We start from the raw sequence: 24,881 nt of genomic DNA on the forward strand, positions 1-24,881 counted from the left end.
GTAAGTTGGTTTTGATACACTTACTCTGCTTGCTGGCCAGCTCATCGCTTAAAAAAGACGCTTAGCGCGATGCATTTTGAGTAGAAAATAAACGTTCACGCAGGCAATAAAACCATTGGTTAATACCACTGGCCATGAGTCGATCATCAATCCGTAAGCGGTGAACAGGGCACAGCCAAAAAAGTTAATGACACGTAACTTGATGATGTCTTTCATCGTCAGTGACAGCGCGACCATGATTGAAGCGGCGTATCCTAAAAGTTCGACTCCGTTAAAGTCCATCGGTTAACCCTCATAATGTTGTTGTGATGCGTTGTGTCGTTATTGGCAACTGTTGCACGTAAGAAAATCGAGTGTTCGATATTTTTCATTACATTGACAGATGCTTATTGTATTTAACAAAAGGATAGCAGCGACAAAACTGTGATTAAACCCCAATAGGAAGAAGATTGAAGGTTAGCGATTACGCAAACGGTTGGGGAGAGGGGGCTATGCAACGAAGTGTTAACGATAGGAATAAAAAAAAGCCCACATATTCAATGTGAGCTCATCGCTATTTGACCGAATAAGGCCAAGTAAGAGGCAATAAATTACTTCTTAACGCCTTTTTGAACTTGTTTATCAGCTTCCGTTAGCTCGCGAATGCGACGGCTGATGTCACGACGTTCTTTTGAGATTTCAGCGCTTTTGATGATGTGGTCATCAACACGATCTTCGTAATCCGCTTTCATGTTTTTGATGATAGCAACGATTTCATCATGAGACATGTCTGCAACGATGTAATCCATCAAGTTTTCTAGTAAGTCTACACGCTTACGGTTATCACGAACTTTCTTCTCGTTATCAATAAGCTCACGTTTTAACTTATTCTTACGACGCGCTTGAGATACGATTTCAAATACACCACTCATAGGTTCCATTCCTAGTTTTAACGTTAACTGGCAACGATTAAATCATAACAGAGCAAGGGTTTACAGTACTAAGATCAATCATTTTGGCAACTTGGTGGTTTTATCAGCAATTCGTTTCGAGAGAGATTGAGCCGATGGCTGGAACGATATATTATTTTGTAAAGTCACTTGAATGATAACGTGTTGAATTATGCGAAATTCCGACATTATTTTACCGAAGGTTGAAGCAATATCAGATGAAACGCGCAGTAAAAAGCTGCTTAAAGCGTACATATTTGAAAGAACACTGCAGGAAATCACTGAGGTAGAGCTAAATCGCGCTAAAATTGTCATTATTGATGAAAACGGCAATATGAAGCGAGTGCCACTCTTGGCAGAACACTGATTCATATCAAATTTAAAATAATAAGGAAATATTATGAATATTGAGCTATCCCCGATTGAAGCAAGAGTGATTGGTTGCCTAATCGAAAAAGAAGTCACGACACCTGACTATTATCCTCTTACGCTCAATAGTTTAACCGCTGCCTGCAATCAAAAAAGCAATCGTGAGCCTGTATTACAACTGAGTGACCTTGACGTTCAACAAGCCATTGATAGCTTAATGTCGCGCCGTTTAGTGAGTGATGAAAGCAGTTTCAATAGCCGTGCAAACAAATACCAACATCGTTTTTGCAATACCGAGTTCGGCGATCTTAAATTAAGTAAGCAAGAGAAAGGGATTGTCTGCTGTCTGTTGTTACGCGGTGCGCAAACGCCTGGGGAAATCAGAACCCGAACCAACCGACTGGCTGAGTTTAATGATGTTAAAGAGGTTGAAGCGCTACTAGAAAAAATGGCGAATGCTGAAACAGGCGCTCTAGTGGTCAAATTGCCGCGTGAAGCCGGAAAACGTGAATCTCGCTACCAGCATTTATTTAGTGGTGATGTTGATATTGATGCGTTGGCGGCAATGACTACTGCCAATACAGGTCAATCAGCTAACGCACGTATCATCGAGTTGGAAGCGGAAGTTGTGGCATTAAAAGCCGAGATTATCGAACTGCGTTCAGCTCTTGAAGAATTGAATGGCTAGCGATACGTCAACCCATTGGAGCGTGTATTTTGTTCGTATGCGCTCTAATCGACTCTATTGCGGGATCACCACGGATGTAGAACGTCGATTTAAACAGCATTGCACGGGGACTGGTGCAAAAGCGTTGAAAGGGCAAGGACCACTGGTATTAGCGTGGTTTCACCCTGCCGGTAATGATCGTAGCATCGCATCTAAATTAGAGTATAGCTTAAAACAAATAAGTAAAGCGCAGAAAGAGGCGTTGATCTGCGGTGAAATCGCGCTTAAAGAGGTGATCAGTCAGGAATATTATGCGCAGATTACCCGCGCAAATTAAAAAATGTATTACCATTATAAAGTGAATAAAATTCGAATGGATTGGCATTGCATCAGTCCACCAAATTGCTAGGTAAATAAGAGATTTTGTATGTATAAAACGGCTCTAGCTACGCTACTGTCTGTCTTTCCGTTCATTGCGGAAGCACATTCTACGCAAGTGTTGAACGGTTACTGGCAGTACGATGAATATTTGTCTTCTCACTCGAGTCAACAAGTTCTCACTGAAAAGCTTTCGCAAGCGGTGAGAGAGGCGCCACTAGCGATTGATACTGCTCAGACTAGACCAATCTCAATTTCCGTCGTCTATCCCGGGCAGCAGATTTCCGATTACTGGATCCGTAAGATAAAAGCGTTCGAAATCCGTTTGGACAAGTTGGGAATCAAATATGAAATTAACCAAGTTTTTACTAGGCCGAATGTTGATGTAAGACAGCAAAGTCTGTCACTGCTAGAAGCTATCCAAAACAAATCGGATTATTTAATTTTCACTTTAGATACGACCCGTCACCGTAAATTTATCGAGCATGTGCTCAGTTCTACCGAAACCAAACTTATTCTACAAAATATCACCACTCCCGTACGTGCTTGGGATGATCATCAACCATTTATGTATGTCGGTTTTGATCATCAGCGCGGTACGCAAGAGATTGAAAATTATTATAAAGAGAAGATTAAACCCGGCAGCAAGTACTCAGTATTGTATTTCTCTGAAGGGTATATCAGTGACGCGCGTGGTGACACTTTCATCGAGGAGATGAGCCACCATGATGGCTATAAACTTTCATCGTCTTACTACACCAAAGCAACGAGAGATTCAGGTTTTAACGCAACGTTAAGTGCGATTGAAAAAGACCCAGACATTTCCTTTGTTTATGCCTGTTCAACTGATGTGGCGCTGGGGGCAGTCGATGCTTTGAAGCAACTTGGTCGTGGCGATATTCTCGTTAATGGCTGGGGTGGCGGAACGGCGGAACTAAATGCCATCGAGCAAGGGGATATTGATGTGACTGTTATGCGCATGAATGATGATACCGCGATCGCAATGGCAGAAGCGATAAAGTGGGATCTTGAAGGAAAAGAGGTCCCTCATGTTTATTCCGGTGATTTTGAAGTGGTCACCAGCGCAGATGATGCAGAAAAAATCGAACGTTTGAAACGTCGTGCATTTAGGTATTCAGACCAATAATGAAAATGTGGCAGAAGCGAAACGGTAAACACCAACTCGCGACCTTATTAACGCATTCAATCTTTCTTACCATTGGCGTGCTTACTTTGGTGGTTTTGTTGCAAAACTACCAAGTAAACCGCCAGGTCGTCACCCAAGAGGTTGCTCGCTCAAAGCAACAGACATCAAGCTTGATTCAGGAAATATTTACCTTCAGGCTCGAGTCGATCGAAATCCAACAAGACAGTTACAGCCGTAGTTTGTCTTTGGTTGACTCTATGCGTGGCGAGAATCGCGAAAATATTAGCCTGTTTTTTAATGGTATTGACCAAATTGACCCAGACCTGTCGCCTGATTTTCGCTTTATTAGCGCGAACGAAAATATGATCTGGAACGATGAAAATCATCGTTTTTACGGCATCGAAGATGAGCAATTGATGGAGATTAGTGACGACCTTGTAACGGGGAGTGATTGGTACATATCGCAAACCCCATCAGCGATGGGAATGCGTTATCTGATGATCCGGCGTACGTCTTTGATTGCGATGAATAACGGCGAGGTCGTGGGCGATCTTTATGTTGGCATTGTGCTAAACAACAACTTTTCTCTTGTTCGTGCGTTATTGGATGGTAGTAACGTTGATGAAGTGGTACTAGCGGTAGGCAGTGAAATTATCGCGAGTAGCTTGAAAACCAACACTCGGCATATCCGATGGTTGGAAGAGTATTCACCGCAACTAAACGCAAGTAATTATATGGTGTCGCGTGTTGATCTAACCATCAACAGCGTTGCGACGTTTATCTCTGTATACACAATTCAAGACAATTCTCATATTGCGTTGCTCATGCAAGGCCATTATTTATGGGTAGCGGTGGCACTGTTCGTGATTGTTCTGATTGCGTTATATAGCCGATTCTGGCTCGGGCAAAGGGTATCAAAAGAGCTAAATCACTTAATGATCTATACCGAGCAAAGCATTGAAGCTAAGCAAGTTAAGTTGTTTGAAGGCTCTGAGATTGCTGAATTCAATAAAATTGGCCAATCATTTCAACGTTCCTTTAAAAGGTTACGCGAACAAGAGAAGCAATTTGCTGACCTATTCAACTATTCATTGTCGCCAATAACCTTGTGGGATACCTCAGGGCAACTATTACGAATGAATCCTGCCGCAGAGCGAACATTTTGTAAGAGTGATGAACTTTATCAATTGCTATTAGATAAGCTAGTGCCACAGATACGCATGGCAGCGAATGGCGCTTCACTCACTGGGATCAATATAGCGATTAGCGACAACACTTATCGTTGGAATTTTTCCCCAATTATTATCGATAATCAAACGCGACATATTATGGCGCAAGGACAGGACGTCACCAGTTTTGTTGAAGCGGAACGTCAAAGTAAAATGGCGCGTGAAGAAGCAGAAGAGTTAGCAAGGATCAGAGCAGACTTCTTAGCCAGAATGAGCCATGAATTACGCACCCCGCTCAATGGTATTCTTGGTGTCTCGCAGCTGCTAAAAACGAAGCTAAGCAAAGAAAACGATATTGAACATATGGATGTCTTAGTTAATAGCGGAGAACACCTGCTTGCTGTTCTGAACGATATTCTCGACTTTTCGAAAATAGAGCAGGGTAAGTTTCATATTCAGCGTCGCGATTTTCGCTTATATGAAGTGGTCAACACCATTGAGAAAACCTATCGACCACTTTGTCTGGAAAACAATGTCTTATTCACAATGGCGAGTAACATTGATGCGGGACAGCTGGTGTGCAGCGACCAAATTCGCCTGAATCAAATCATGTTTAACTTAGTAAGCAATGCGGTTAAATTTACCCACACAGGCACAATCAACGTTAGCCTAAACCTAGTCGGTGACGGTGAAGATTGCACTTTGGATGTCACGGTTGAAGATTCTGGTATTGGTATCGATAGCGCGCGGCTAAGTCATATTTTTGAGCCCTTTGTACAGGCAGAAACAACCACGACTCGTGAGTATGGCGGCAGTGGCTTGGGACTTGCGATTGTTTACAGTTTAGTTGAATTGCTAGATGGCTCAATCTGGGTTGAGAGTGAGATTGGTGTTGGCACTCGCTTCAACATTACCTTACCGATGACACTATTGAAAGATGAAGCGAGTCCGGTTGATAGCCAACTGTTAGAGCCGCCAGAAACCTTGTTTGATCGGGCGCTAGAAGTATTGCTCGTGGAAGACAATCATACCAATGCTTATATCGCGCGTGCGTTTTGTGAAAAATACGGCATGAAGGTAACTTGGGTACAAGATGGCTATAACGCTGTGGATCACTTAAAACACAATCCAAGTCTTGATTTAGTTTTGATGGATAACCAATTACCAAGTTTGGGTGGCATTGAAACAACCCAAATCATCCGTGACGAACTACTTTCGTCAGTTCCGATTTTTGCTTGTACTGCTGACGGTATGCATGACACTCGACGTGCCTTTATTAATGCCGGAGCCAATTACGTTATTGTTAAACCTATTAAAGAAAGTGCGTTAAACAAGGCGTTTATTCATTATCGAGATCACTTCTACCATTCTCCTGTTTAAAGTGGTGTGGCTAAGAAGGATTTTTCGAGCAACGCGTGTTTAAAATCGCTACTTAATTCGATCGCTTGGTCAAATTTGATTCCGAGTTTATGACCTTGTAGGGTCTTATCGATGCTGACGATGGAATAGGCTAAGTTGGTTGGCAAAAATGAGGAAAACTCGCAGTTGATCTCTAAATCGCTTTCCATGGAGAGGCTGTTTTCACCGCTGATATACAAGGCGCAACCTGTGATTGAAAAATCGACCATGGTCGCGTCATAGGAGACGGTATTTGAGACGACTTGTACTGGTATATCAATAGGGTAGCGTTCATGATTTCGGATTGGTTTAGATGCAAAATGTTGCGGCATACGAATCAATAACAGCCCCGTGGGAGAACTGATACTGGCGAGAACCGAACTCTTAAAGGCAATGATATGCCCAAGCTTGGAGTGAGTTATCGCGCGTATGACGACGGAAACATTATTGAGCTGCCGCATGACTAACACTTCTTGAGATTTTTTAGGAAACTCAATAATCATGTACTGGCCTAGTTTACAACCGATGTAATCAGCATTGAACGAATGGAGGTCGTTAGGACCAAATTCAAGATTGACCGATAGCTTAAGCCCGGCGGTTAAAAATGGTATCAGTTGCTCAACGTTGTTTTGTGGCATAGTCAACAAAGGTGCAGGAATGAGAAGCCAAATACTATAGCGCTGAATCTCAACAAGTTGAATAGTCTCATATTGACGGAGGAATGTTTTGAGATCTCTGTCCTTCTATGAGTGCACTTGCAAGTGCCGCAAGTGCTTGTGAATCACAATCGAAATGCAGTTTAGTTCTACGTTTAACAATATCCTCAACCGTTACAGCCCATTCATGGGTAACCAAATAATCTAATTCAAATGGGTATAAATCAGCAACAATAGTTCGGTCGCTACTTTGAGCATCTTTGACCACATTCCACACCTCAGTGCCATATTGATCGACTAGTCGTTGTCTGGTTTGACTGCTTAGATAAGGCAACTGACTGGCTAATTGATGCAGCAACACTTCTTTTTGATAACCTTGTGAACCGAGTAACGGTGGGTCCTTTTTTTCGGTATATGCGTTCGGAAAGTATGGAGCAAGTGATTCCAACACATTGAGTGACAACTTGCGGTAGGTCGTTAATTTACCGCCAAAAACGGTCAACAGCGGTGGATTGTCGGCCGATGTTTGGAGAGCGAGATCATAATCGCGACTAACGGCTTGAGCAGAAACGCTTTCACCTTCACCATCATTAAATAGAGGTCTTACCCCACTAAAATGATCAATGACATCGTCGGGTGTGAGCTGGCGATTAAAAAATTGGTTTGTCACTGACAACAAGTAGTTGATTTCATCCTCACTGGTCATCGCTTGGTAAGGGTCGCCATCAAACGGTATATCCGTGGTCCCTATCATAGAAAAGCGATCAAGGTAGGGGATCACGAAGACAATTCGCTTATCTTGGTTTTGTAAAACATAGGCGTGCTCATCTGGGTAAATACGCGGTACGATTAAATGCGAACCTTTGATTAAACGCATGGTGTGAGGGCTGGATTCAGGGGTGGACTGGTTAAGGAACTCCGCCGCCCAAGGTCCTGTCGCGTTAACTAATACTCGACAGTAGCGAATGTGTTCGCAGCCCGTACGTTGATCAAATAGCGTTACTCGCCACAATTGGTCGACACGTTCAGCCTTTGTCACTCGGCAATAGTTTCTTACTTCAGCTCCGTGACACTGTGCCAGTTTCAGATTTTCAATTACCAGCCGTGAATCATCGATCCAGCAATCAGAATACTCGAAAACATAATCAATATGTTTGCTCAGCCCATCAGCAGGAGTCACTTTTAATTGCAGTGAAGGCGCTAACAGGCAACGTTTGGCAAGATGGTCGTATAAAAATAACCCGGCTTTGATTTGCCATTTTGCACGTAAGTGGGGGAGGTGAGGCATTCGAAAACGCATCGGTTTGATCAGATGAGCGGCTTTCGTGAGCAAAATCTCTCGTTCATTGAGCGCTTCTTTGACTAAACGAAATTCGCCATACTCGAGATAACGCAATCCACCATGAATGAGTTTTGAACTGGCCGATGAGGTTGCACAGGCAAAATCTTTGGCTTCATATAGCCCGACGCTTAATCTGCGATTAACGGCTTCCGCAGCAATACCGGCACCGTTAATACCGCCGCCAACAACGATCATGTCAAAGGGCGCTTTTTGGGAGGTAAACTCGTCATCTCTAATCACTATAAGTACCTGATATAAAGCCTAATAGTGATAATTATAGACAACTAAAAACAATGGGATGTGAATGTTATCTAAAATCGGACATTCAAGCATCGCAAACAATATAAACCCTCGCTAGAACAAGCTGTTGATTAGGCGCTGTTCTTCTTCGGTGATGCGCACTTGATTGACATCATTTAGCTTTGAATTGATCACTCCCCGCAATTCACGCAACTGGCTCGGAGAGAGTTGGTGAACACTTGATTTAAGCAATTCTAAATGTTTTGAATTATGGCTTGTGGTGCGACCAAAGCTCGACGAACCGACATTATATGCTCGTGCCATTTTTTACCCCCAATTTAACAGCAATACTAAGCTTCATTATGTCCTTACGCCTAGAACATCAGATGAGATGTTGTCGCTTCCTTGTGTGCTTAGCGAGCTATCAGAATAGATAATTGAGGTTAAATAATGTCCGAATTATGTCAGCGCAAGGCGAGAAATCGGTGAAACTGCCCGTTTTTGGCCGATTATATAGCGTGCAGTGAATCCAAAGATTCACCGCACGGATTGCCACTACTTTGCCGCTGATTTTGTTGAATGAGTTACGCGTACCGAAAACTTACTGGCGAGTGAATGCAATTCAGGCAGCATGCGATAAATGAGATAGAGTTGTTGAAGCACCATGCGAGCAGAGCTGTCATCTTCGTCTCTCCATTCAGCAAGGCGGGCTTCTAACGCTGGATCATCAATACGATTAGTATCACATTCAATCGATTGATCATTGAGTTGTCCGTAGAGTAATTCTAAATGATGATGAATTACTCGATGTGACTGCAACACCAACTGATGAGTGGTGTCATTGTCGATGCGAGTTCGATGAGCGCCCAATGCAGAAATGTAACTCAATAAGGCATGGTTTAATGTCAGCAAACGAAAACTCTCATCCACGGCGGAATGGTATTTACCTGGCTCGACCAACATTGCACTGATGGCTGAAGTCAGGTTTGCATCTTGGTTATGGGCATTTCGTCGCGCGATTCGATACGCCAAACTATCGTTTTTACCAATCCGATACTGGCCAATAATTTGTGCTAAATAGTCTTTATTTGAACGAATGCCTTCTGCCATGACTTTGTGCAAACGTTTGGATTGCCAATCGGGCAAGATAAAGGTCACAGCCGCTACAGCAAGGGCACAGCCAATTAAGGTATCGGCCAAGCGAGGTAGTACAACGGCGTAACCTTCACCGAGTTGGTTGAAGCAAAACAGCACCAACAAGGTGATAAACCCTGTCGCGTAACCATAGTTGGCTAAGCGAAACGCAAAAAATGCCACGCCTGAAATAACGATGAAGACTAATTGGCTTTCTTGTGACGGGAACATGGCCAATAAGGGCGCACCAACCAGAAGGCCGGCCAACGTCCCCAAAACACGCGCCACCAGTTTTTGCTTAGTCGCGCTGTAGTTAGGCTGACAAACAAACAGTGTGGTTAACAAAATCCAGTAGCCACGTTCAATATCAAACAACTGGATGATGCCGTAGCCTAGCGTCAACGCAATAGACATCCTAATCGCGTGGCGAAATAACATTGAATCGCGATTTAGATTAGCGCGAATACGTTGCCACATAATTTTTGGGTTGTGCGCTTCGGTATCATCGAGCACTCCTTCTTCTAAGCGACTCACATCTGGGTTGTTAACATTACTCAGTTGTCTATCAACCGTCGCGAGGTTATTGAATAGATAACCGAGTTGAGACAGCAGTGAACGCCATTCAGGCTTTTGCTGTTGCTGAAGATAGGTGAGTGATGCCTGTAATTCATCCAGCGCCAAAATAGAATCAGTATATTGAAAATCTTTACCCAGACGGATTGCGGTCGCGATTTCACGACACGCTTTGGCCTGAACTTGTAATAAGTGTTTAAAGCGAAAGAGAACATCGGAGCGATCAAAATGCTGCGCTAATTCTTGGTAACGATAATGGCTAGAACTGGCGCGTTCATGGATGTCTTGAGCAATAAAGTAAATGTTAAGAAATCGGTCACTGGCACCGTCAATATGGCCGCGTTTAGAACGACTTAGCAACGTAACTTTGCATTGGTTCAACGCATTCACCGTCACCGCATTGAGATTGGCTTCTTTGATGCGATAAGGTTGTGGCTTGAGATCGGATACCGGATGAAATAATTCACTTTTAGCATCGAGGTAATTACCCAATTCAAAGAAGACTTTGGATAAGCTTTGTTGCACGGGTTGAGTTGGCCAGAAGGCGTGCCAAATCATCGACATTAAATAATACCATGCCGCACCACTGAGCAACATTAGAGGTTGAAACCAAAGGTTGGTACTTTCGTGAGCCCCAAGCATGGCATAAATGGCGATTAGCAAAGAGCCAAATGCGATACTGGCGTAGCGCGGGCCGATAGCGCCGAGCATGATGAAGCTAAAAGTAGAAACAAATAGGCCTAAGGCAAAAAACGGTGGGTACTTAAACAGGACTTCAATTGAGACTGCAGCAATGGCAAAACAGATAAAGGTCAGAGTGACGGATTTTAATCGACCAGTAAAGCTGTCTTCACTTTCCGCCAATGCAGCAGCAATCACGCCAAGAATTAAAGGTATGACGAGTGAATTAAGCTGGTAATACCAAGTGGGAATGACAACGCCCAGCAGGGTGATCAGTATCAAAAGACTATAATTAAAGGTCTTGTTGGCCCAATAGAGGCGGAGTTGACTCAAAAAATGCACCGGTTATCCAACTTTTACTGTATTTGAGAGCAAATAATAACAGAAATCCTATGGTAAACTTCTGATACAGATAAAGAAATAGGTTTAGTTGTTGATTAATTAAGCGCTGCTATTATTGACAACGAATTTTCAATTCCTTTTTCAAATCAGAACGAGGATAAGATATGATAAAAGCAACAGAATCCATAGGCTTAAAACAATGCAGCTAACGGCAAACAAGACTGCAAAATTCTTCATTCAAAACGAATATCATCACGTCAGCCTCGATAACGATTTTATTGTATTGAGCTCAGAAAACAGTGAAGAACGCATTCCATTCAATGTATGGAGCGGTCGAGTTGAACTCAAACGCGGTTTGATTTGGGGAGGATTGCAGTTTTTTGCTCACCCTCAAGATAATCGTCAACAAAGTTGGCTAGTACAAGGTTTACCTTGGGAAAAATGTCGTCAATTTGCTCGCCATGCTATTAAGCATTATCAACATTGGCACAATGAACAATGTCGTCAATTGGTTGAATTCCTACCGCAATGGGAAGAACAGGTCAGTGTTTTTCATCGTTCGCAGAGCTTTGTTACTCATGCACAAGTGGCGCAATGGCTAGAGAATATTGAAACAGACTTTGCCACAATGTCGATGACACTTGATGACGCGACGTTAAGAATGCCGCGACGTATGGAAAAAATTGCCCCGTGGGTGACAGACTCAGAGCACAAACTAGAGCAACGCAATCACGACTGGATGGTGAATGAGTTAGACAATTGGAAAGTGCTTTTTTCTCAAATCGAGTCCTCGCCACTGAATCTTAGCCAGCAAAAAGCAGTATTACTCAACGACAATAACAATCTTGTGTTGGCTGGTGCTGGTTCAGGAAAAACCAGCGTGCTTACTGCACGTGTCGCGTATTTGTTGCAGAGTCATTTAGCCCAAGCATCAGAGATATTGATGCTGGCCTTTGGCCGAGAAGCGGCACAAGAAATGAGTCAACGATTAACAAGTAAGATTGGTTCAGCCACTGAGCAAGTCAAAGTGAATACCTTTCACCAGTTGGGTTTGCAAATCTTGCGTCACGTTGAAGGCGAACAAGTACGCATTTCACCGATAGCGGTTAATGAAAAGCTACGTCAAGGGTGGTGTACAGATTGGCTAAAGCGACATTGGATGACGCCAACCAGTTACAAGCGCTGGCAAAAACACTTATCTAAGTGGCCGATTGCTTATATCGCGGGCGATGAAGAGCTCGGTAGTCATGTTGAAAATCCTAAATTGATCGCTTGGTTAGATACACAACTAACGCAATTAGCGGCAATGGAGAGCACCAAGAAAGAGATACAACAGCAGCTGGTTGATCACCAAGAATATACGCGTCTAAACAGTGAGCTTGCTTTGGTGTGGCCATGCTACCAAGCATGGTTAGACATGCTTAAAGAGCAGAATGAAATTGATTTTAACAGCATGATAAGCCGTGCAACCAGTTATGTGCAGAAGGGTAAATTCACCTCGCCTTGGAAATACATCATGATCGATGAATACCAAGACATTTCTCCGCAGCGATTGGCTTTGGTTGAAGCGCTATGTAATCAAAGTAAGCATCAAGATTGTGTTCTTTTTGCTGTGGGCGATGATTGGCAATCAATCTATCAATTTGCCGGTGCAGATGTTGACCTGACGACCGGGTTTGCACAGCGCTTTCCCAATTCAACCCTGCATTATTTAGATACGACGTACCGCTTTAACAATCAACTGGGTAATGTTGCCAATGAATTTATTCAGCAAAACCCGAATCAATTGGCGAAAGAACTCAAGAGTCACAAGGAACAGAAGGGTAAAGCGGTCTCCTTGATCCCGATGGCCAATGTTGAAAAGATCCTTGATCAATTAGATCGTAAAGCGAAATCAAAGCAAACGGTGTTGATCTTGGGGCGCAATCATTACCATAAACCAGAGCTTCTCGCGGATTGGCAGAAGCAGTTTAAACAACTGGATATGGAGTTTATGACCTGCCATGCCAGTAAGGGTAAAGAAGCAGATTATGTCATCGTGGTGAACGTCGATGAAGGGCAATTTCCTGCGCGCGTGAAAGCAATCCATCTTAATGGTGCCTTAACGCAATCGAATGATGATTTTGCTTATGCTGAGGAGCGTCGTTTGTTTTATGTTGCATTAACACGAGCCAAGCAGAAAGTGTGGGTTGCCTATAAAGGCAGTGGCTCTACTTTTGTTAAAGAGTTAGTCAATGATGACTACCCAGTTAACCAATCTTAATCAGGGTTAAGCTGCCTACATGTGGTTAATAAATAAAAAACCGAAGAGAAATCTTCGGTTTTTTTTAATTAACGTTGATGCTTAGATGCGTTCTGCAATGTAAGCGTCGTAATCAGGAATTTCGATATCAACTTCTTGTTCAATCAACTCGGAGCTGAACAGAAACTTCGCGGTTGCACGGTTGGTCGCAACAGGAATATTCCACACACTAGCAATTCGAAGTAGGGCTTTAACATCTGGATCATGCGGTACCGCATTAAGAGGGTCCCAGAAGAAAATCATAACGTCGATTTTGCCTTCAGAAATCAATGCACCAAGCTGTTGATCGCCGCCCATTGGACCGCTAATCATGCTTTTAATTGCCAGACCGGTTTCTTTACTTAGCATATGACCAGTGGTACCAGTGGCGTAAAGAAAGTGGCGTTGAAGTTTTTCTTTATTTTCTTTTACCCAACGCAGCAGCTCTGGCTTGCAGTTATCGTGAGCTACGAGCGCGACGTGTTTATGAGCTGGCATAGTACGCGTTGTCTTTTGCATCTAATTTTCCTAATTATTGATATAAAACGTAGGGCGATACTCTGAAGGAGACAGAGACTCCGCAATCACTTTAGGGTTGAGATTATTCGGTGTCAAAGCTTCTATGATAGGAGCTTCAATTTTTTCAAATTGCATCCCATTCAAGTAGTTTACGGCTTGCTGAACAGATAAGCGTCCTTGTAGTACCATTTTATCGGTTGGAGCAAATTCAACTCGATTTCGCAACAAACCGCGGTAAACACCATGGCTGAGATAGGTTGAAATCAACCCAATTTCACCGGTTTTCTTTGATGAGCGAAGTTCGCTGATGGCCGCTTCGATTGCAACGGCGCTGCCCACGATATAATCGATTTTTTCGCCTTCAATGGCTTTCTGAACCAGGTTACGCTGCAGCTCTTTGTCATTATCCGTCCAAAAAGTTTCAACAATACGAACATCACTATCTTGTATTGCGGCTAGCAAACCTTGAATAACCGGTTTGGTGCCTCCACTCGATTTTGGCCCAGGTAATAGCGCGATGGAAGTGATGCCACTTCCGGTTGGGTGTTTGCGTTTAAGGTATTGGCCGGTGTAGTAACCCATCCAATACCAATCGACACCAACTTCCCCCTTGAGAATGCTCTGTGTCGCGTCATCGACAATCAGCTTATTAACTGTGGCAAAAATCGGCGTGCTGCCCACATAACGTTTGAGATCTGAATAGTAAATGTCAGGAGCGACCGTGCCTAGAATGATCGCGTCAGCATTCCAGTTAGTACAAAGTGATAGCTGCTCTTTCTGTTTATCGTGATTTGGGTACCCACCGGCTTCTAATACGCGTAACTGCACGTTATTTTTTCGTGCCTCATCGACCATGCCGTAGTTGACGGATAGCCAGTAGGAATCTTTAAGATGGGGGTAAATAGCACAAATTTTTAACGGTTCTTTGGCTACCGATTGAACAGTAAACAATAGGCTGCACAGTACGATTAAAATTTTGAACAAGGTATTCGATACAGAAACAGATGGCATGACGGTTTTCGTTGGATTAAATAGTGTAAACACTGCAGAATATAGCGCATTCTGAGAGAGTTAAGAAGTGATGAATTCCCATGTTACTTGCTAAAGCCAGCATTGGCCGTAAGTTGTTGTTTGCTTTTCTAGTGATGGCACTGCTCGTTCTGATGTCGTCCATCATCGGCGTATTCGGTTTTTCTTTTGTCGCGAAGACAGAACGAAATGTGGTGAATTCCGCGATTCCATCAATGATTGAAGCTCGCCAAGTTGCGGAGTTGAGCTCACGTATTATCTCTTCAGTGCAAAATTTAAATAGCGCTCGCAATGAAGAACAACGCAAGGCGTCTGGCAAAGAGTTGTTTGACCAACTTGAAGCGTTACTTACTCATATTAAACAATTGGGCTCGGACTCGTTTGATTCTCAATTACTCCAAACCCTTGAATCCAATGTTCAGCAGATCATTAATACACTCGGTAAACTGGGTGTGGTGGTGGAAAAGAAACTCTTTTTAGAACATGACCTGATTGTTAGGACAGAGGACATGCGCTCATTGGCGCAAGAGCTCGAACAACTCACTCGTACCCAAGTTTCTAATACCAGTACGATTGCTGTTGCGAACGTCACTCATATATACGATCTGTTGGCCAAGCAACATACGGAAAAAGCATACCAAGCATTGGATGCTTTGGTGGAAGTAGATTTGGATCTTTCTGAGCGTTTGCATGAACTGCACCTATTAGCTTTTCAGATGCTCAATCAAATTGAAGAAATTCGCACCATCACAGATACCAAGCGATTAAGTGCAATCCGCGACCAGTTTAACGATAACCTTTCTATCATGAAGCGCCGCGTTACTGCTGTCGAAGACCCAACTCGTTCTGTCCAAATGTCAGAACTACTCAGTCAACTGGATGCGCGTGGTGTTGTATTTGATGTTCTGTTACAACGTCACGACAATGAGAAAGAATCACACCAGTTGATGCTCGACACACTTGACCAATTTACCGCGTTAAATGCAACGGTGAATAAATTGGTTGATGATTCAAACCAAGCGACCACTGAGGCGGTGGATGAACTTAAAACAACCCTTAATTTTGCCCAATTAACGCTGACCATTATCACCGTATTAGGTATGTTGATTGCCGTATTCATCGTGTGGAAAGTCGTTTATGTATCGGTACTTAAACGTCTAGCTGAGTATTCATCAGCACTGTTATCAATCGCACAAGGGCAGTTAAAAGTTGATATCACCGTCAAAGGTAATGATGAATTAGCCCATATGGGACAAGCGATCATTACTGCACGCAACACGGCGCACGCATTGAAAGTTGTCGCAGAGAGTGAACGCACGGCAAAACGTGAGCTTGAAGAGCACAAAGGCCGCTTGGAAGAGTTGATTATGGAGCGAACTCATCAGCTACAAGAAGCGAATAAGCGACTTAACCTTGAAGTGGTCAACCACACCTTGGCGCGCCAAGAAGCAGAGCAAGCAAGCCGCGCAAAATCCGCTTTTCTTGCAACCATGAGTCATGAAATACGTACGCCAATGAATGGCGTGCTGGGAACGGCACGCTTGCTAAAAGATGCAGGCTTAAATGCGCAGCAAACCTACTATGTCGATATTATCAATCGTAGCGGTAAAACCTTATTAGCGATCCTTAATGACGTTCTCGACTACTCCAAAATTGAAGCGGGTCATTTGGAAATTCGACCTGTCGATTTTAATCTTCATTACATGGTTGAAGATGTTCATCAGCTATTGATGGGGAGAGCTAAAGAAAAGCAACTAGAGCTCTCTACGATTATCGAAAGCGATATTACCCCATTCTGGTTTGGTGACGTCACTCGTATTAGCCAAGTGCTGAATAATTTGGTCGGCAACGCGATCAAATTTACCGATGACGGTCATGTTGATATTTATGTGTCGTTAGAAGAGGAGAATCAGGTTACGTTCGAAGTTTCAGATTCGGGCATTGGGATTTCTGAGCAAGAAATGGCGTCATTGTTTGATGCCTTTACGCAAGCCTCTGGCGGATTGGGCGTAAAAGGTGGGACTGGACTCGGTCTTGCTATTAGTAAACGTATCGTTGAAGCGATGGGCGGCACATTAAATGTTGAGTCCCAAGTAGGCCAAGGTAGCCGCTTCTGGTTTACCGTCCCTCTTGAAGTTGGCCAAGAAGTGGTAAAAAAAGAGAGCCCAACACAGTGTGTATTAAGCGCCAAAGTATTATTGGTTGAAGATAACCCAGTTAACTGCGTGGTAGCAGAGGGGTTCTTAACCAATTTAGGCCACCAGGTGGTCATTGCTGAAAGTGGTGAGGAAGCAAAACAATTATTTGCCCAAGATAGCTTCGATATAGCACTACTGGACATTAATTTACCTGACTGTGATGGTCGTGACTTATTAGAAGAGTTGCGTAAAATGCAGCGAGAAGCGGCTATTCCACCAGCTGATCGTACTCCTTTTGTCGCGGTATCGGCGCATGTTTACAATGAAGAAGTGGAGAGTTACCTTGCCGCAGGTTTTGATGGCTACTTACCGAAGCCTCTCGATAAAGATGCCTTATGTGAATTAATCCAAAACCGTTTGGATGGCAAAACGTTACTACTTGATCAAGCGAACTTGCCGACCCCGATCACAAGCAATTTTAGCCTGTTGAATGAAGTGATGATCCGCGATGATCTTAAGGTGTTAGGCCTAGCTAAAATGCAGCATATCGTGCAATTGTTTATTGTCGGTAGTGAGGAAATATTGTCTGAACTCACGGATGCTGAACAAAACAATGACGCCACGCAAATCAAACAGCTGGCTCACAAACTCAAAGGCTCTGCAGGCAGTTTAGGTTTGGTCGCTTTGCATCAAGTTTGTGCTGATATCGAAAGTTCAAACAACCCAAGGCAAACCTATCAAATATGCAAACCAAGGCTCGTTGAGTTGCTGCAACAATCTAAGCTAGCATTACAAGCTATTGTTAATTAGAGCATCCAAATAGCGGATAATGCGATCAGCGATTGCGCTGTGTAGTAGGTAAACATCACTACATGGCGCGAATAATCAGAACTTGCTCTGAATCGGTCAATGGCAAGCACTAAATCTGACATAATAAAAATGATTGCCCCAATGCCGGCCAGTACCGCTGTATGTACTGGTGAGCTTTGCCAAGCCTCTATTGCATTCCACGCCATAAACAAAATAGCACTCACATAACACGCGACATGCCAGCGTTCACTTTGCATATTGGGTAATAGCAACAAAAAAACAACTAAACCAATGGTGGATAAGATAATTGGCAGTATCACACCACTATAGTGTGGGATGATCAAAGAGAACGCATAGCCATAGCAAACTTGTACTGCAAAGAAGCACCATAGACCCGCACGAAAGCGATCTCGTGGCGACATCAATAATACATCGCCAATCACTGACAGAATGAGTCCGCAAGCAATGATTTGATTATAATATTGGCTATCGCTTGGGTTGGTGACGACCAAGAAGGTAAGCAAAACAACAGGGAGGGGTTTACTAAGATAAAATAACCAGCGAGGTCCGCGGCTGATCGTGTAAATATGCACTAAGCAAAGTGAAACAATAGCGAACCACATATTTTTCCTTTATTCACACCAAACATCTCTAACGATCCCCGTAACCTTAGCGTTTGTTCCAGACAAATGCTATATGGCATTGAAAAATATTATGCTTTTATTCGACTTATCATTGCCAATCTAGCTTAGATAACAATGTGATTGGTGTTTTATGCGATGAAATGCAAGTGACGCTGTCACTAGTGCAGCGAGGATATTCAGCGTAGACGATAGAAGTACGCAAGATTAGCGATACTTTAGTCAGTGATAACAAAAAGGCTTAGCGATTCGCTAAGCCTTGATTGAGCGTTACGCAGTACGACTACGTAAAGGCGATAGCCAGATTAAGCGATGGCATTTTGTAGAATCGCGCGGCTTTCATCTAAGCTGATCGCCTGCGTTTCACCTAGTGCACTCATACCATGTTTTTCTAGTTGGTCGATAACTTTATCCACGGCTTGAGACTGATCACCACCATGTTCTGTAAGTTGTGTCGAAACCCCAAGGCTATGGTAGAAAGCTTCAATTGCGTCAATGGTTCGCTCTGCGAGTTGATCTCCAGACTCTAAACGGAAGACTTCACGACCCATTTGATCAAGTTTGCTGCGCTTATTCGCGATTTGATTACGCAGCAGTGATGGTTGAACAATCGCCAGTGAGCGAGCATGATCAACATGCCATAATGCAGTCAGTTCATGACCAATCATATGCGTCGCCCAATCGTGGGGTACACCAGAACCAATTAGACCGTTTAGTGCTTGGTTTGCTGTCCACATCAGATTTTCTCGCCACTGATCACAGTCACGTTGTGGATATTGTTCACCTAAAGTCAGTAGGTTGCGTAGTAGCACTTCCGCATAACCATCTTGCACCATGTGACCATGGTTGTAGGTTAAGTATTGTTCACAAACGTGTACCCAAGCATCAACAAGACCGTTAATTAGCTGACGTTCAGGCAAAGACTTCATGACATCAGGGTCCATTACCGCGAACTTTGGTTGTACAAAAGGGGAAAGAAATGCGAGTTTGTCTTGCGTTTCCGCTTTAGTAATAACCGCGCCCGAATTTGATTCTGAACCTGTTGCAGGCAGGGTAAGAATAGCGCCCAGCGGTGTTGCTGCGGTCACTTGATGTTGTCCCGTTAAAATATCCCAACCATCACCGTCATATTGTGCTGCCGCTGCGATGTATTTACAGCCGTCAATAACCGAACCGCCGCCAACGGCTAGGATCATGTCTATCGCTTGATCTTTGACAAGCGTGACCGCTTTGTCGAGGGTTTCTTTGGTTGGATTTGGTTCAACGCCGGAGAATTCAACCCACTCAAAATCGTTTAATGCGCTCACCACTTGTTGGTATACGCCATTGTTCTTGATAGAGCCGCCGCCATAAACTACCAGTACTTTACTTGTCTTAGGGATCGCTGTTGTAATCGAAGCAATTTGACCTTGGCCAAACAAAATCGTAGTTGGGTTAGAATAAGTGAAATGCATAGACACGTGATTACCTCGCAGGGAATGGGTAGAGAATAGTTATTGATTTATTTATAACTAGTGGGGGCGATGTTGATAAATTGCAACTGACCAATTCGCAATATTTACTCAAAAACCGCTTAAACCTGCTGTGAAATAGATTTCTTTTTTGCACGCTAAATACGTCAAATGCTAGGTGTGACGTTGAATATCAAATGAGGAAAGAATCGTTTACAAATTTACTGTTTTTTACTGCTTAAATTTGAGTGATACTGAATGGCCCTATAGGAGACCTAGTCAATCTTCTCAAAACACCCTCAAATCATCGAGGGTGTTTTTTTACAAGATAAAAAGCCCTTACAACCAGTGCTTATCTAACGAGTTACAAAGTAAATCGATAGTTTTCAGGCACGACCACTACGCCGTTAGGTGATATTTTAAAACGACGAGCATCATCCACGCGGTTCAAGCCAATTTGAGTTCTTGGTGGAATTTTTACGTGTTTATCAATAATACAATTGACCAGTTGGCTACCTTCACCGACTTCAACGTCGTCAAACAAAATACTGTCAACAACCGTTGCACCATCAAGAATACGGACATTAGGGGATACAATAGAATTTTGTACCGAGCCCCCAGCGTTAATAACTCCGTTCGATATCATCGAGTTAATAAAAATACCTTCGTTTCCGGTACCTGATGAGACGGTGCGGGCTGGTGGGTATTGGCGTTCATAAGTACGAATCGGCCAATCCTTTTGATATAGGTTCATTGGCGGAATGGGCTCAAGAAGATCCATGTTCGCTTGGAAGAAAGAGTCTATCGTGCCGACATCACGCCAATAGCAATCCATAGCCACACGACCTAGAGGGTTGCAAAATTGGTAGGCATAAACTTGTTGGCTATCGATTAATTTAGGAATGATATCTTTGCCGAAATCATGTGATGAGTCAGCTTGGGATGCATCTTGCTCTAGTTGTTCACGAAGAACGTCCACATCAAACACATAAATGCCCATTGAAACGTCGGACATTTCTGGATTGTTAGGCCTGGTAGGCGGATCGCTAGGTTTTTCAACAAATTCAGTAATGACCGAATCAGATTGTGTTTTCACCACACCAAATTGACTTGCTTCTTCTTTCTTCACGGGCATACAGGCAATGGTGAGTTTGGCGCCATTTTTCTTATGCGCTTTAATCATGGCGGCATAATCCATGCGATAAATGTGATCGCCAGAGAGTACAACTATGTATTTAGCGTCACTTCGCTCTAGCAGCCATAAGTTGTGATAGATCGCATCGGCTGTGCCTTCATACCATTTGCCGCCCCCTCGCATTTGCGGAGGAACGACTGAAATAAATTCTCCCAGTTCAGGATTAAGCAGCGACCAACCATCCCGAAGGTGTTTTTGTAGCGAGTGGGATTTGTACTGAGTCAAGACGAGCACTCGTCGCAGTCCTGAGTGAAGACAGTTACTCAGTGTAAAATCGATGATGCGATATTTCCCGCCAAAGGGGACGGCTGGCTTAGCTCTATCATCGGTTAATGGGTTCAAACGCGAACCAACACCACCTGCGAGTATAATGGTTAATGAATCTTGCATGGTTTTTCTCCAGTTCCTAACTCGGCCTGCAAACAATCAAATTGATCACCTGAATCAGGTTAGTACAAGAAATAGGCCATGTCAGAAATCATTGGTTTTTAAAGGTTTTATTCTCTGCTAGCTATAGAAATGTCTCATTTGGGTGCAAGAAAACAATTTGTTGCACTAATAACGTGAAGGTTTTATTAAATGGTATGTCGTTCCATTTGTTTGTGATTTTTGCTATAAAAGATCTTAAAACAAATAAGCAGAGGGATACTAAATGAACAAATGGTTTTTGGGGTTGGCCTTGGCAGCGATAGCGTCGAGTGCGATTGCTGATGTAGACGTAACGATTCCGAAACAACGGGTTGTTTGTGAGTCTAAACAATCCATTGCCACGTTTATCAAACGTAAAGGCGTGGCGAATAAAGTAAAGTTACCTGCAGGGTGTAAAGCGCTGGATGTTAAGCGTCGCGCTGAAGTGATCAAACGTTACTCAAAACTTGGCTATCTTGAAGTAAAGTTGAATACAGGGAATCGGGTCTACGTCGATAAAGACGCGATTAGACGTGGTTAAAGAGGTTAAAAGTGCCTTGATTTACAGCGCATGAACTTAATCGATTAAAATAGGGCGCTAATGCTGTTAATACAAACAAAGCGCCCAACGAAAGTATCACTTTGAAAGTGAAAAGACGTTAAGCGACAACGCTAACGTTTTTGTCACGGCTTTTTAAGAACGCATAGCTAAATCCGGTCACTGCCGTACCCGCCGCAATGGCGACCAAATACATCAGCACAGGTGTCACTGCGTTCGGGATCAGAAGAACAAACAAGCCACCGTGCGGCGCCATTAACTTTGCACCAAACAGCATTGAAAGAGCACCAGTCAATGCACCGCCAGCCATACAGGCAGGAATGACGCGGATTGGATCTTTTGCCGCAAATGGAATCGCGCCTTCAGAGATAAAGCACAAGCCAAGCACAAAGGATGCTTTACCAGCCTCTCGTTCGCTCTGTTCAAACTTACTCTTAGCGAGGAATGTCGCTAATCCCATCCCCAGCGCTGGAACCATACCCGCCGCCATGATTGCCGCCATTGGAGCATAGGTTTGAGAGGCAAGTAGGCCAACACCAAAAGCGTAAGCCGCTTTATTGACCGGGCCACCTAAATCAAAACACATCATAGCGCCCAAAACGATGCCGAGCATCACTGCGCTGTCTGAGCCCATATTGTTTAGGAAGTCGGTAAGTGCAGTCATGATGCCAGCAACAGGACCACCTACGACGTAAATCATGACTAAACCCGTAAATAAGGTCGCCACGAATGGAATGATCAGAATCGGTTTAAGCGCTTGCATTGATTGAGGCAGTTGGAGCTTATCTGCAATAAACTTTGCAGCATAACCGGCGATAAAACCTGCTGCAATGCCCCCTAAGAAACCCGCACCGGTTGAACTTGCCAGCATACCGCCGACCAAACCAGGTGCGAGACCAGGACGGTCAGCGATAGAGAAGGCGATAAAGCCGGCTAATACAGGGATCATTAAAGCGAATGCTGAACCGCCACCGATGGTCATCAGTGCCGCCGCTAACGTACCTTCTTGTTCAAAGGCTTTAATACCAAATACAAACGAAAGGGCGATGATCAAACCACCGGCAACCACAACGGGTAGCATATGTGAAACACCGGTCATAAGGTGTTTGTAAACGCCTTTTTTCTCATCTGAGCCAGACGCATTAACAGCGGTACTCGCATAAAACGGTGCAGCCTTAGCAAAAGCGATTGTGATTTCTTGTTCGGTTTTCTTTAGTGCCAGACCGGTGCTGGTTTTGTACAGCTGCTTGCCATTGAATCGCTCTAGTGGCACTTCGATGTCTGCTGCAATGATGACTAAGTCAGCGTCGGCAATCTCTTGCTCGGTTAGTTGGTTTTTTGCGCCCACCGAACCACGGGTTTCAACTTTGATTTGGTGGCCCATCGCTTGGGCTTGTTTTTCCAACGCTTCAGCGGCCATAAAAGTATGTGCCACTCCGGTTGGACAGGCCGTAATTGCGACGATTCGTTTCGCGTCGTTGACTGGCAAATTAGTTTGTGAGGCTGTTTCAAGCAAAACCGCGTTTTGTGGTGCGTCTTTTAATACCTGTTCAGCGTTATTAATCACTTGATCAACCGAAACACGATACACTTTTTTCCCGATAAAGCGTTGGTCGTCAACATCGCGACTTGCCGCAATAATGACAACATCGCTTGCATCGATGGCTGATTGATCGACTGGTGTATAGGGGATCACATTGGATTGGCATTCAATGTGGACCGTAAGATTTAACGCTTGGCTTGCTTTTTCCAAAAGCCCCGCAGCGATAATGCTGTTCGCAACTCCGCTTGGGCAAGCGGTGATAATAGTTAGATTCATAACATCGACCTTTTGTTATTCGAATTCAGACGAAATTGGATTGATTTGTACTTGTTGTTGTAATGTGATTACTTCTGCAATATCTGGCACACCCACGCCAACTTGCGATACAGCAAGAGCGGAAAGGGCGGTGGCAAACGAGAGTAATTGTGTTTTGTCCATGTGCTGCATATGGCCCCAACAAAGTCCGGCGACGAGCGTATCTCCGGCACCAACGGTGCTAACCACGGTCATTTTTGGTGGTTTTGATGCCAGCCATTCACCTTGGTTCAACCACATGACGCCCTTAGCACCAAGCGATACCACAATGTTCTCAATTCCTTTGTTTGCAAGTTGCTCGGCGATTTTGGTCACGTCATTGTGAGTCTCTATAGCTTGACCCGAGAACTCAGCCAGTTCTTCATCATTGGGTTTAATAAGCCAAGGCGCGGCTTCAATACCCGCGCTAAGTGCGGCGCGACTGGAATCAAAAAGCACTTTTTTCCCTTTTTGGCGTAACTTATGCACCCAATCAGCGCACATCTGGGCGTTAACGCCATTTGGCAGACTGCCTGCCAGCACGAAAAAGTCGTGGTCGAGACACAGTTCATCAAGCGTTTGTTCAAATTGAGCGATAGCTTGCTGGCTCACTGTGACACCTGGGAAGTTGATGTCGCTAACTGCGCCATTATTTTCGACTAACTTTACGTTGATCCTCGTTGATCCCTCGACGCGGATAAAACGATCTGTTGCCCCCATGTCTTCGAATAACTGGCAGAAAAGCGTTTGGTTATCTTGGCCAAGAAATCCTGTCACCGTCACCTGTGCGCCCAAGTCGCACAAAACACGGGCAACGTTCACGCCTTTGCCCGCTGCGTGAAAATCACTGCGTTCCACAAGATTGACGCCGCCCGAAACGAGGGTTTGCAAACTACCCGTTAGATCCAATGCCGGGTTTAAAGTGATGGTGACAACTTTCTTGCTTGGTTTTGTCGTCGTTTGGCTTGCAGTGGTTAGATTTGTCATA

The 24,881-nt window shown here is 43.9% G+C and carries 21 protein-coding genes; 8 read left to right on the forward strand and 13 right to left on the reverse strand.

What is annotated here, in order from left to right; genetic code table 11:
- Positions 1-48 precede the first annotated feature (48 nt).
- Both RH85_RS02560 and RH85_RS02565 read right to left on the reverse strand, forming a co-directional pair.
- Positions 49-282 (reverse strand): YgjV family protein, encoded by a 234-nt coding sequence (locus RH85_RS02560; protein WP_006710620.1) that lies wholly within the window; start codon positions 280-282, stop codon positions 49-51.
- A gap of 308 nt (positions 283-590) precedes the next feature.
- Positions 591-911, reverse strand: a complete 321-nt coding sequence (locus RH85_RS02565) for a DUF496 family protein (protein WP_005599404.1) — start codon at positions 909-911, stop codon at positions 591-593.
- Positions 912-1,101: 190 nt separating this feature from the next.
- Here RH85_RS02565 and RH85_RS02570 point away from each other — a divergent pair, with 190 nt between their 5' ends.
- The 5 genes from RH85_RS02570 (at position 1,102) to luxQ (ending at position 6,039) form a co-directional block, all read left to right on the forward strand.
- Positions 1,102-1,296 carry a hypothetical protein gene (locus tag RH85_RS02570; protein ID WP_006710621.1) on the forward strand — a complete coding sequence of 65 codons (195 nt, stop codon included), beginning with the start codon at positions 1,102-1,104 and terminating at the stop codon, positions 1,294-1,296.
- Between the two features lie 33 nt (positions 1,297-1,329).
- Positions 1,330-1,986: a YceH family protein gene (locus RH85_RS02575; RefSeq protein ID WP_006710622.1), complete on the forward strand. Its 657-nt coding sequence runs from the start codon at positions 1,330-1,332 to the stop codon at positions 1,984-1,986.
- Complete coding sequence (locus tag RH85_RS02580; RefSeq protein ID WP_006710623.1) at positions 1,979-2,302, forward strand: GIY-YIG nuclease family protein; 324 nt, start codon at positions 1,979-1,981, stop codon at positions 2,300-2,302. Before RH85_RS02575 ends, RH85_RS02580 begins: the two co-directional genes overlap by 8 nt.
- Before the next feature lie 90 nt (positions 2,303-2,392).
- Positions 2,393-3,490, forward strand: a complete 1,098-nt coding sequence (locus tag RH85_RS02585; RefSeq protein WP_006710624.1) for an autoinducer 2-binding periplasmic protein LuxP — start codon at positions 2,393-2,395, stop codon at positions 3,488-3,490.
- On the forward strand, positions 3,490-6,039 hold the full coding sequence (luxQ, locus tag RH85_RS02590) for a quorum-sensing autoinducer 2 sensor kinase/phosphatase LuxQ (RefSeq protein WP_006710625.1): 2,550 nt from the start codon (positions 3,490-3,492) through the stop codon (positions 6,037-6,039). Before RH85_RS02585 ends, luxQ begins: the two co-directional genes overlap by 1 nt.
- Here luxQ and RH85_RS02595 read toward each other — a convergent pair.
- The 4 genes from RH85_RS02595 to yccS all read right to left on the reverse strand — a co-directional run bounded on the left by RH85_RS02595 (position 6,036) and on the right by yccS (position 11,025).
- Positions 6,036-6,695, reverse strand: a complete 660-nt coding sequence (locus RH85_RS02595) for a PilZ domain-containing protein (RefSeq protein WP_006710626.1) — start codon at positions 6,693-6,695, stop codon at positions 6,036-6,038. The two genes, luxQ and RH85_RS02595, sit on opposite strands and share 4 nt — an antisense overlap.
- Before the next feature lie 67 nt (positions 6,696-6,762).
- Positions 6,763-8,295 (reverse strand): glycerol-3-phosphate dehydrogenase, encoded by a 1,533-nt coding sequence (glpD, locus tag RH85_RS02600; protein ID WP_039948430.1) that lies wholly within the window; start codon positions 8,293-8,295, stop codon positions 6,763-6,765.
- 114 nt (positions 8,296-8,409) lie between these two features.
- The gene (locus tag RH85_RS02605; protein ID WP_006710628.1) at positions 8,410-8,619 is read right to left on the reverse strand and encodes a hypothetical protein; all 210 of its coding nucleotides are present in this window, start codon (positions 8,617-8,619) and stop codon (positions 8,410-8,412) included.
- A 231-nt stretch (positions 8,620-8,850) separates the two neighbouring features.
- The gene (gene yccS / locus RH85_RS02610; protein WP_006710629.1) at positions 8,851-11,025 is read right to left on the reverse strand and encodes a YccS family putative transporter; all 2,175 of its coding nucleotides are present in this window, start codon (positions 11,023-11,025) and stop codon (positions 8,851-8,853) included.
- 199 nt (positions 11,026-11,224) lie between these two features.
- On the opposite strand from yccS, the gene helD reads away from it, so the two are divergent.
- Complete coding sequence (helD, locus tag RH85_RS02615) at positions 11,225-13,288, forward strand: DNA helicase IV (RefSeq protein ID WP_006710630.1); 2,064 nt, start codon at positions 11,225-11,227, stop codon at positions 13,286-13,288.
- Between the two features lie 81 nt (positions 13,289-13,369).
- Here helD and RH85_RS23245 read toward each other — a convergent pair whose 3' ends face one another.
- Positions 13,370-13,825: a methylglyoxal synthase gene (locus RH85_RS23245; RefSeq protein ID WP_006710631.1), complete on the reverse strand. Its 456-nt coding sequence runs from the start codon at positions 13,823-13,825 to the stop codon at positions 13,370-13,372.
- Positions 13,826-13,834: 9 nt separating this feature from the next.
- Positions 13,835-14,836, reverse strand: a complete 1,002-nt coding sequence (torT, locus tag RH85_RS02625; RefSeq protein ID WP_006710632.1) for a TMAO reductase system periplasmic protein TorT — start codon at positions 14,834-14,836, stop codon at positions 13,835-13,837.
- Positions 14,837-14,916: 80 nt separating this feature from the next.
- Here torT and torS point away from each other — a divergent pair, with 80 nt between their 5' ends.
- The gene (gene torS / locus RH85_RS02630; protein WP_006710633.1) at positions 14,917-17,802 is read left to right on the forward strand and encodes a TMAO reductase system sensor histidine kinase/response regulator TorS; all 2,886 of its coding nucleotides are present in this window, start codon (positions 14,917-14,919) and stop codon (positions 17,800-17,802) included.
- Here the strand turns inward: torS and RH85_RS02635 are convergent.
- The 3 genes from RH85_RS02635 to glgC all read right to left on the reverse strand — a co-directional run bounded on the left by RH85_RS02635 (position 17,799) and on the right by glgC (position 21,515).
- Positions 17,799-18,425, reverse strand: a complete 627-nt coding sequence (locus RH85_RS02635; RefSeq protein WP_006710634.1) for a lysoplasmalogenase — start codon at positions 18,423-18,425, stop codon at positions 17,799-17,801. The genes torS and RH85_RS02635 overlap by 4 nt on opposite strands.
- Before the next feature lie 323 nt (positions 18,426-18,748).
- Positions 18,749-19,897 (reverse strand): iron-containing alcohol dehydrogenase, encoded by a 1,149-nt coding sequence (locus RH85_RS02640; protein WP_006710635.1) that lies wholly within the window; start codon positions 19,895-19,897, stop codon positions 18,749-18,751.
- A gap of 361 nt (positions 19,898-20,258) precedes the next feature.
- Positions 20,259-21,515: a glucose-1-phosphate adenylyltransferase gene (gene glgC, locus RH85_RS02645; protein ID WP_083824835.1), complete on the reverse strand. Its 1,257-nt coding sequence runs from the start codon at positions 21,513-21,515 to the stop codon at positions 20,259-20,261.
- Positions 21,516-21,741: 226 nt separating this feature from the next.
- On the opposite strand from glgC, the gene RH85_RS02650 reads away from it, so the two are divergent.
- Positions 21,742-22,038, forward strand: coding sequence for a hypothetical protein (locus tag RH85_RS02650; RefSeq protein WP_006710637.1), 297 nt, complete (start codon positions 21,742-21,744; stop codon positions 22,036-22,038).
- 118 nt (positions 22,039-22,156) lie between these two features.
- On the opposite strand, the gene fruA is transcribed toward RH85_RS02650, so the two are convergent.
- Together fruA and pfkB are read right to left on the reverse strand one after the other, a co-directional pair.
- Positions 22,157-23,875, reverse strand: coding sequence for a PTS fructose transporter subunit IIBC (fruA, locus tag RH85_RS02655; protein ID WP_006710638.1), 1,719 nt, complete (start codon positions 23,873-23,875; stop codon positions 22,157-22,159).
- Between the two features lie 15 nt (positions 23,876-23,890).
- Positions 23,891-24,880, reverse strand: a complete 990-nt coding sequence (pfkB, locus tag RH85_RS02660; protein ID WP_006710639.1) for a 1-phosphofructokinase — start codon at positions 24,878-24,880, stop codon at positions 23,891-23,893.
- Position 24,881: the final 1 nt, after the last annotated feature.

Origin of the sequence: Vibrio ichthyoenteri ATCC 700023 (genome assembly GCF_000222605.1) — a bacterium.
Lineage (GTDB): Bacteria > Pseudomonadota > Gammaproteobacteria > Enterobacterales > Vibrionaceae > Vibrio > Vibrio ichthyoenteri.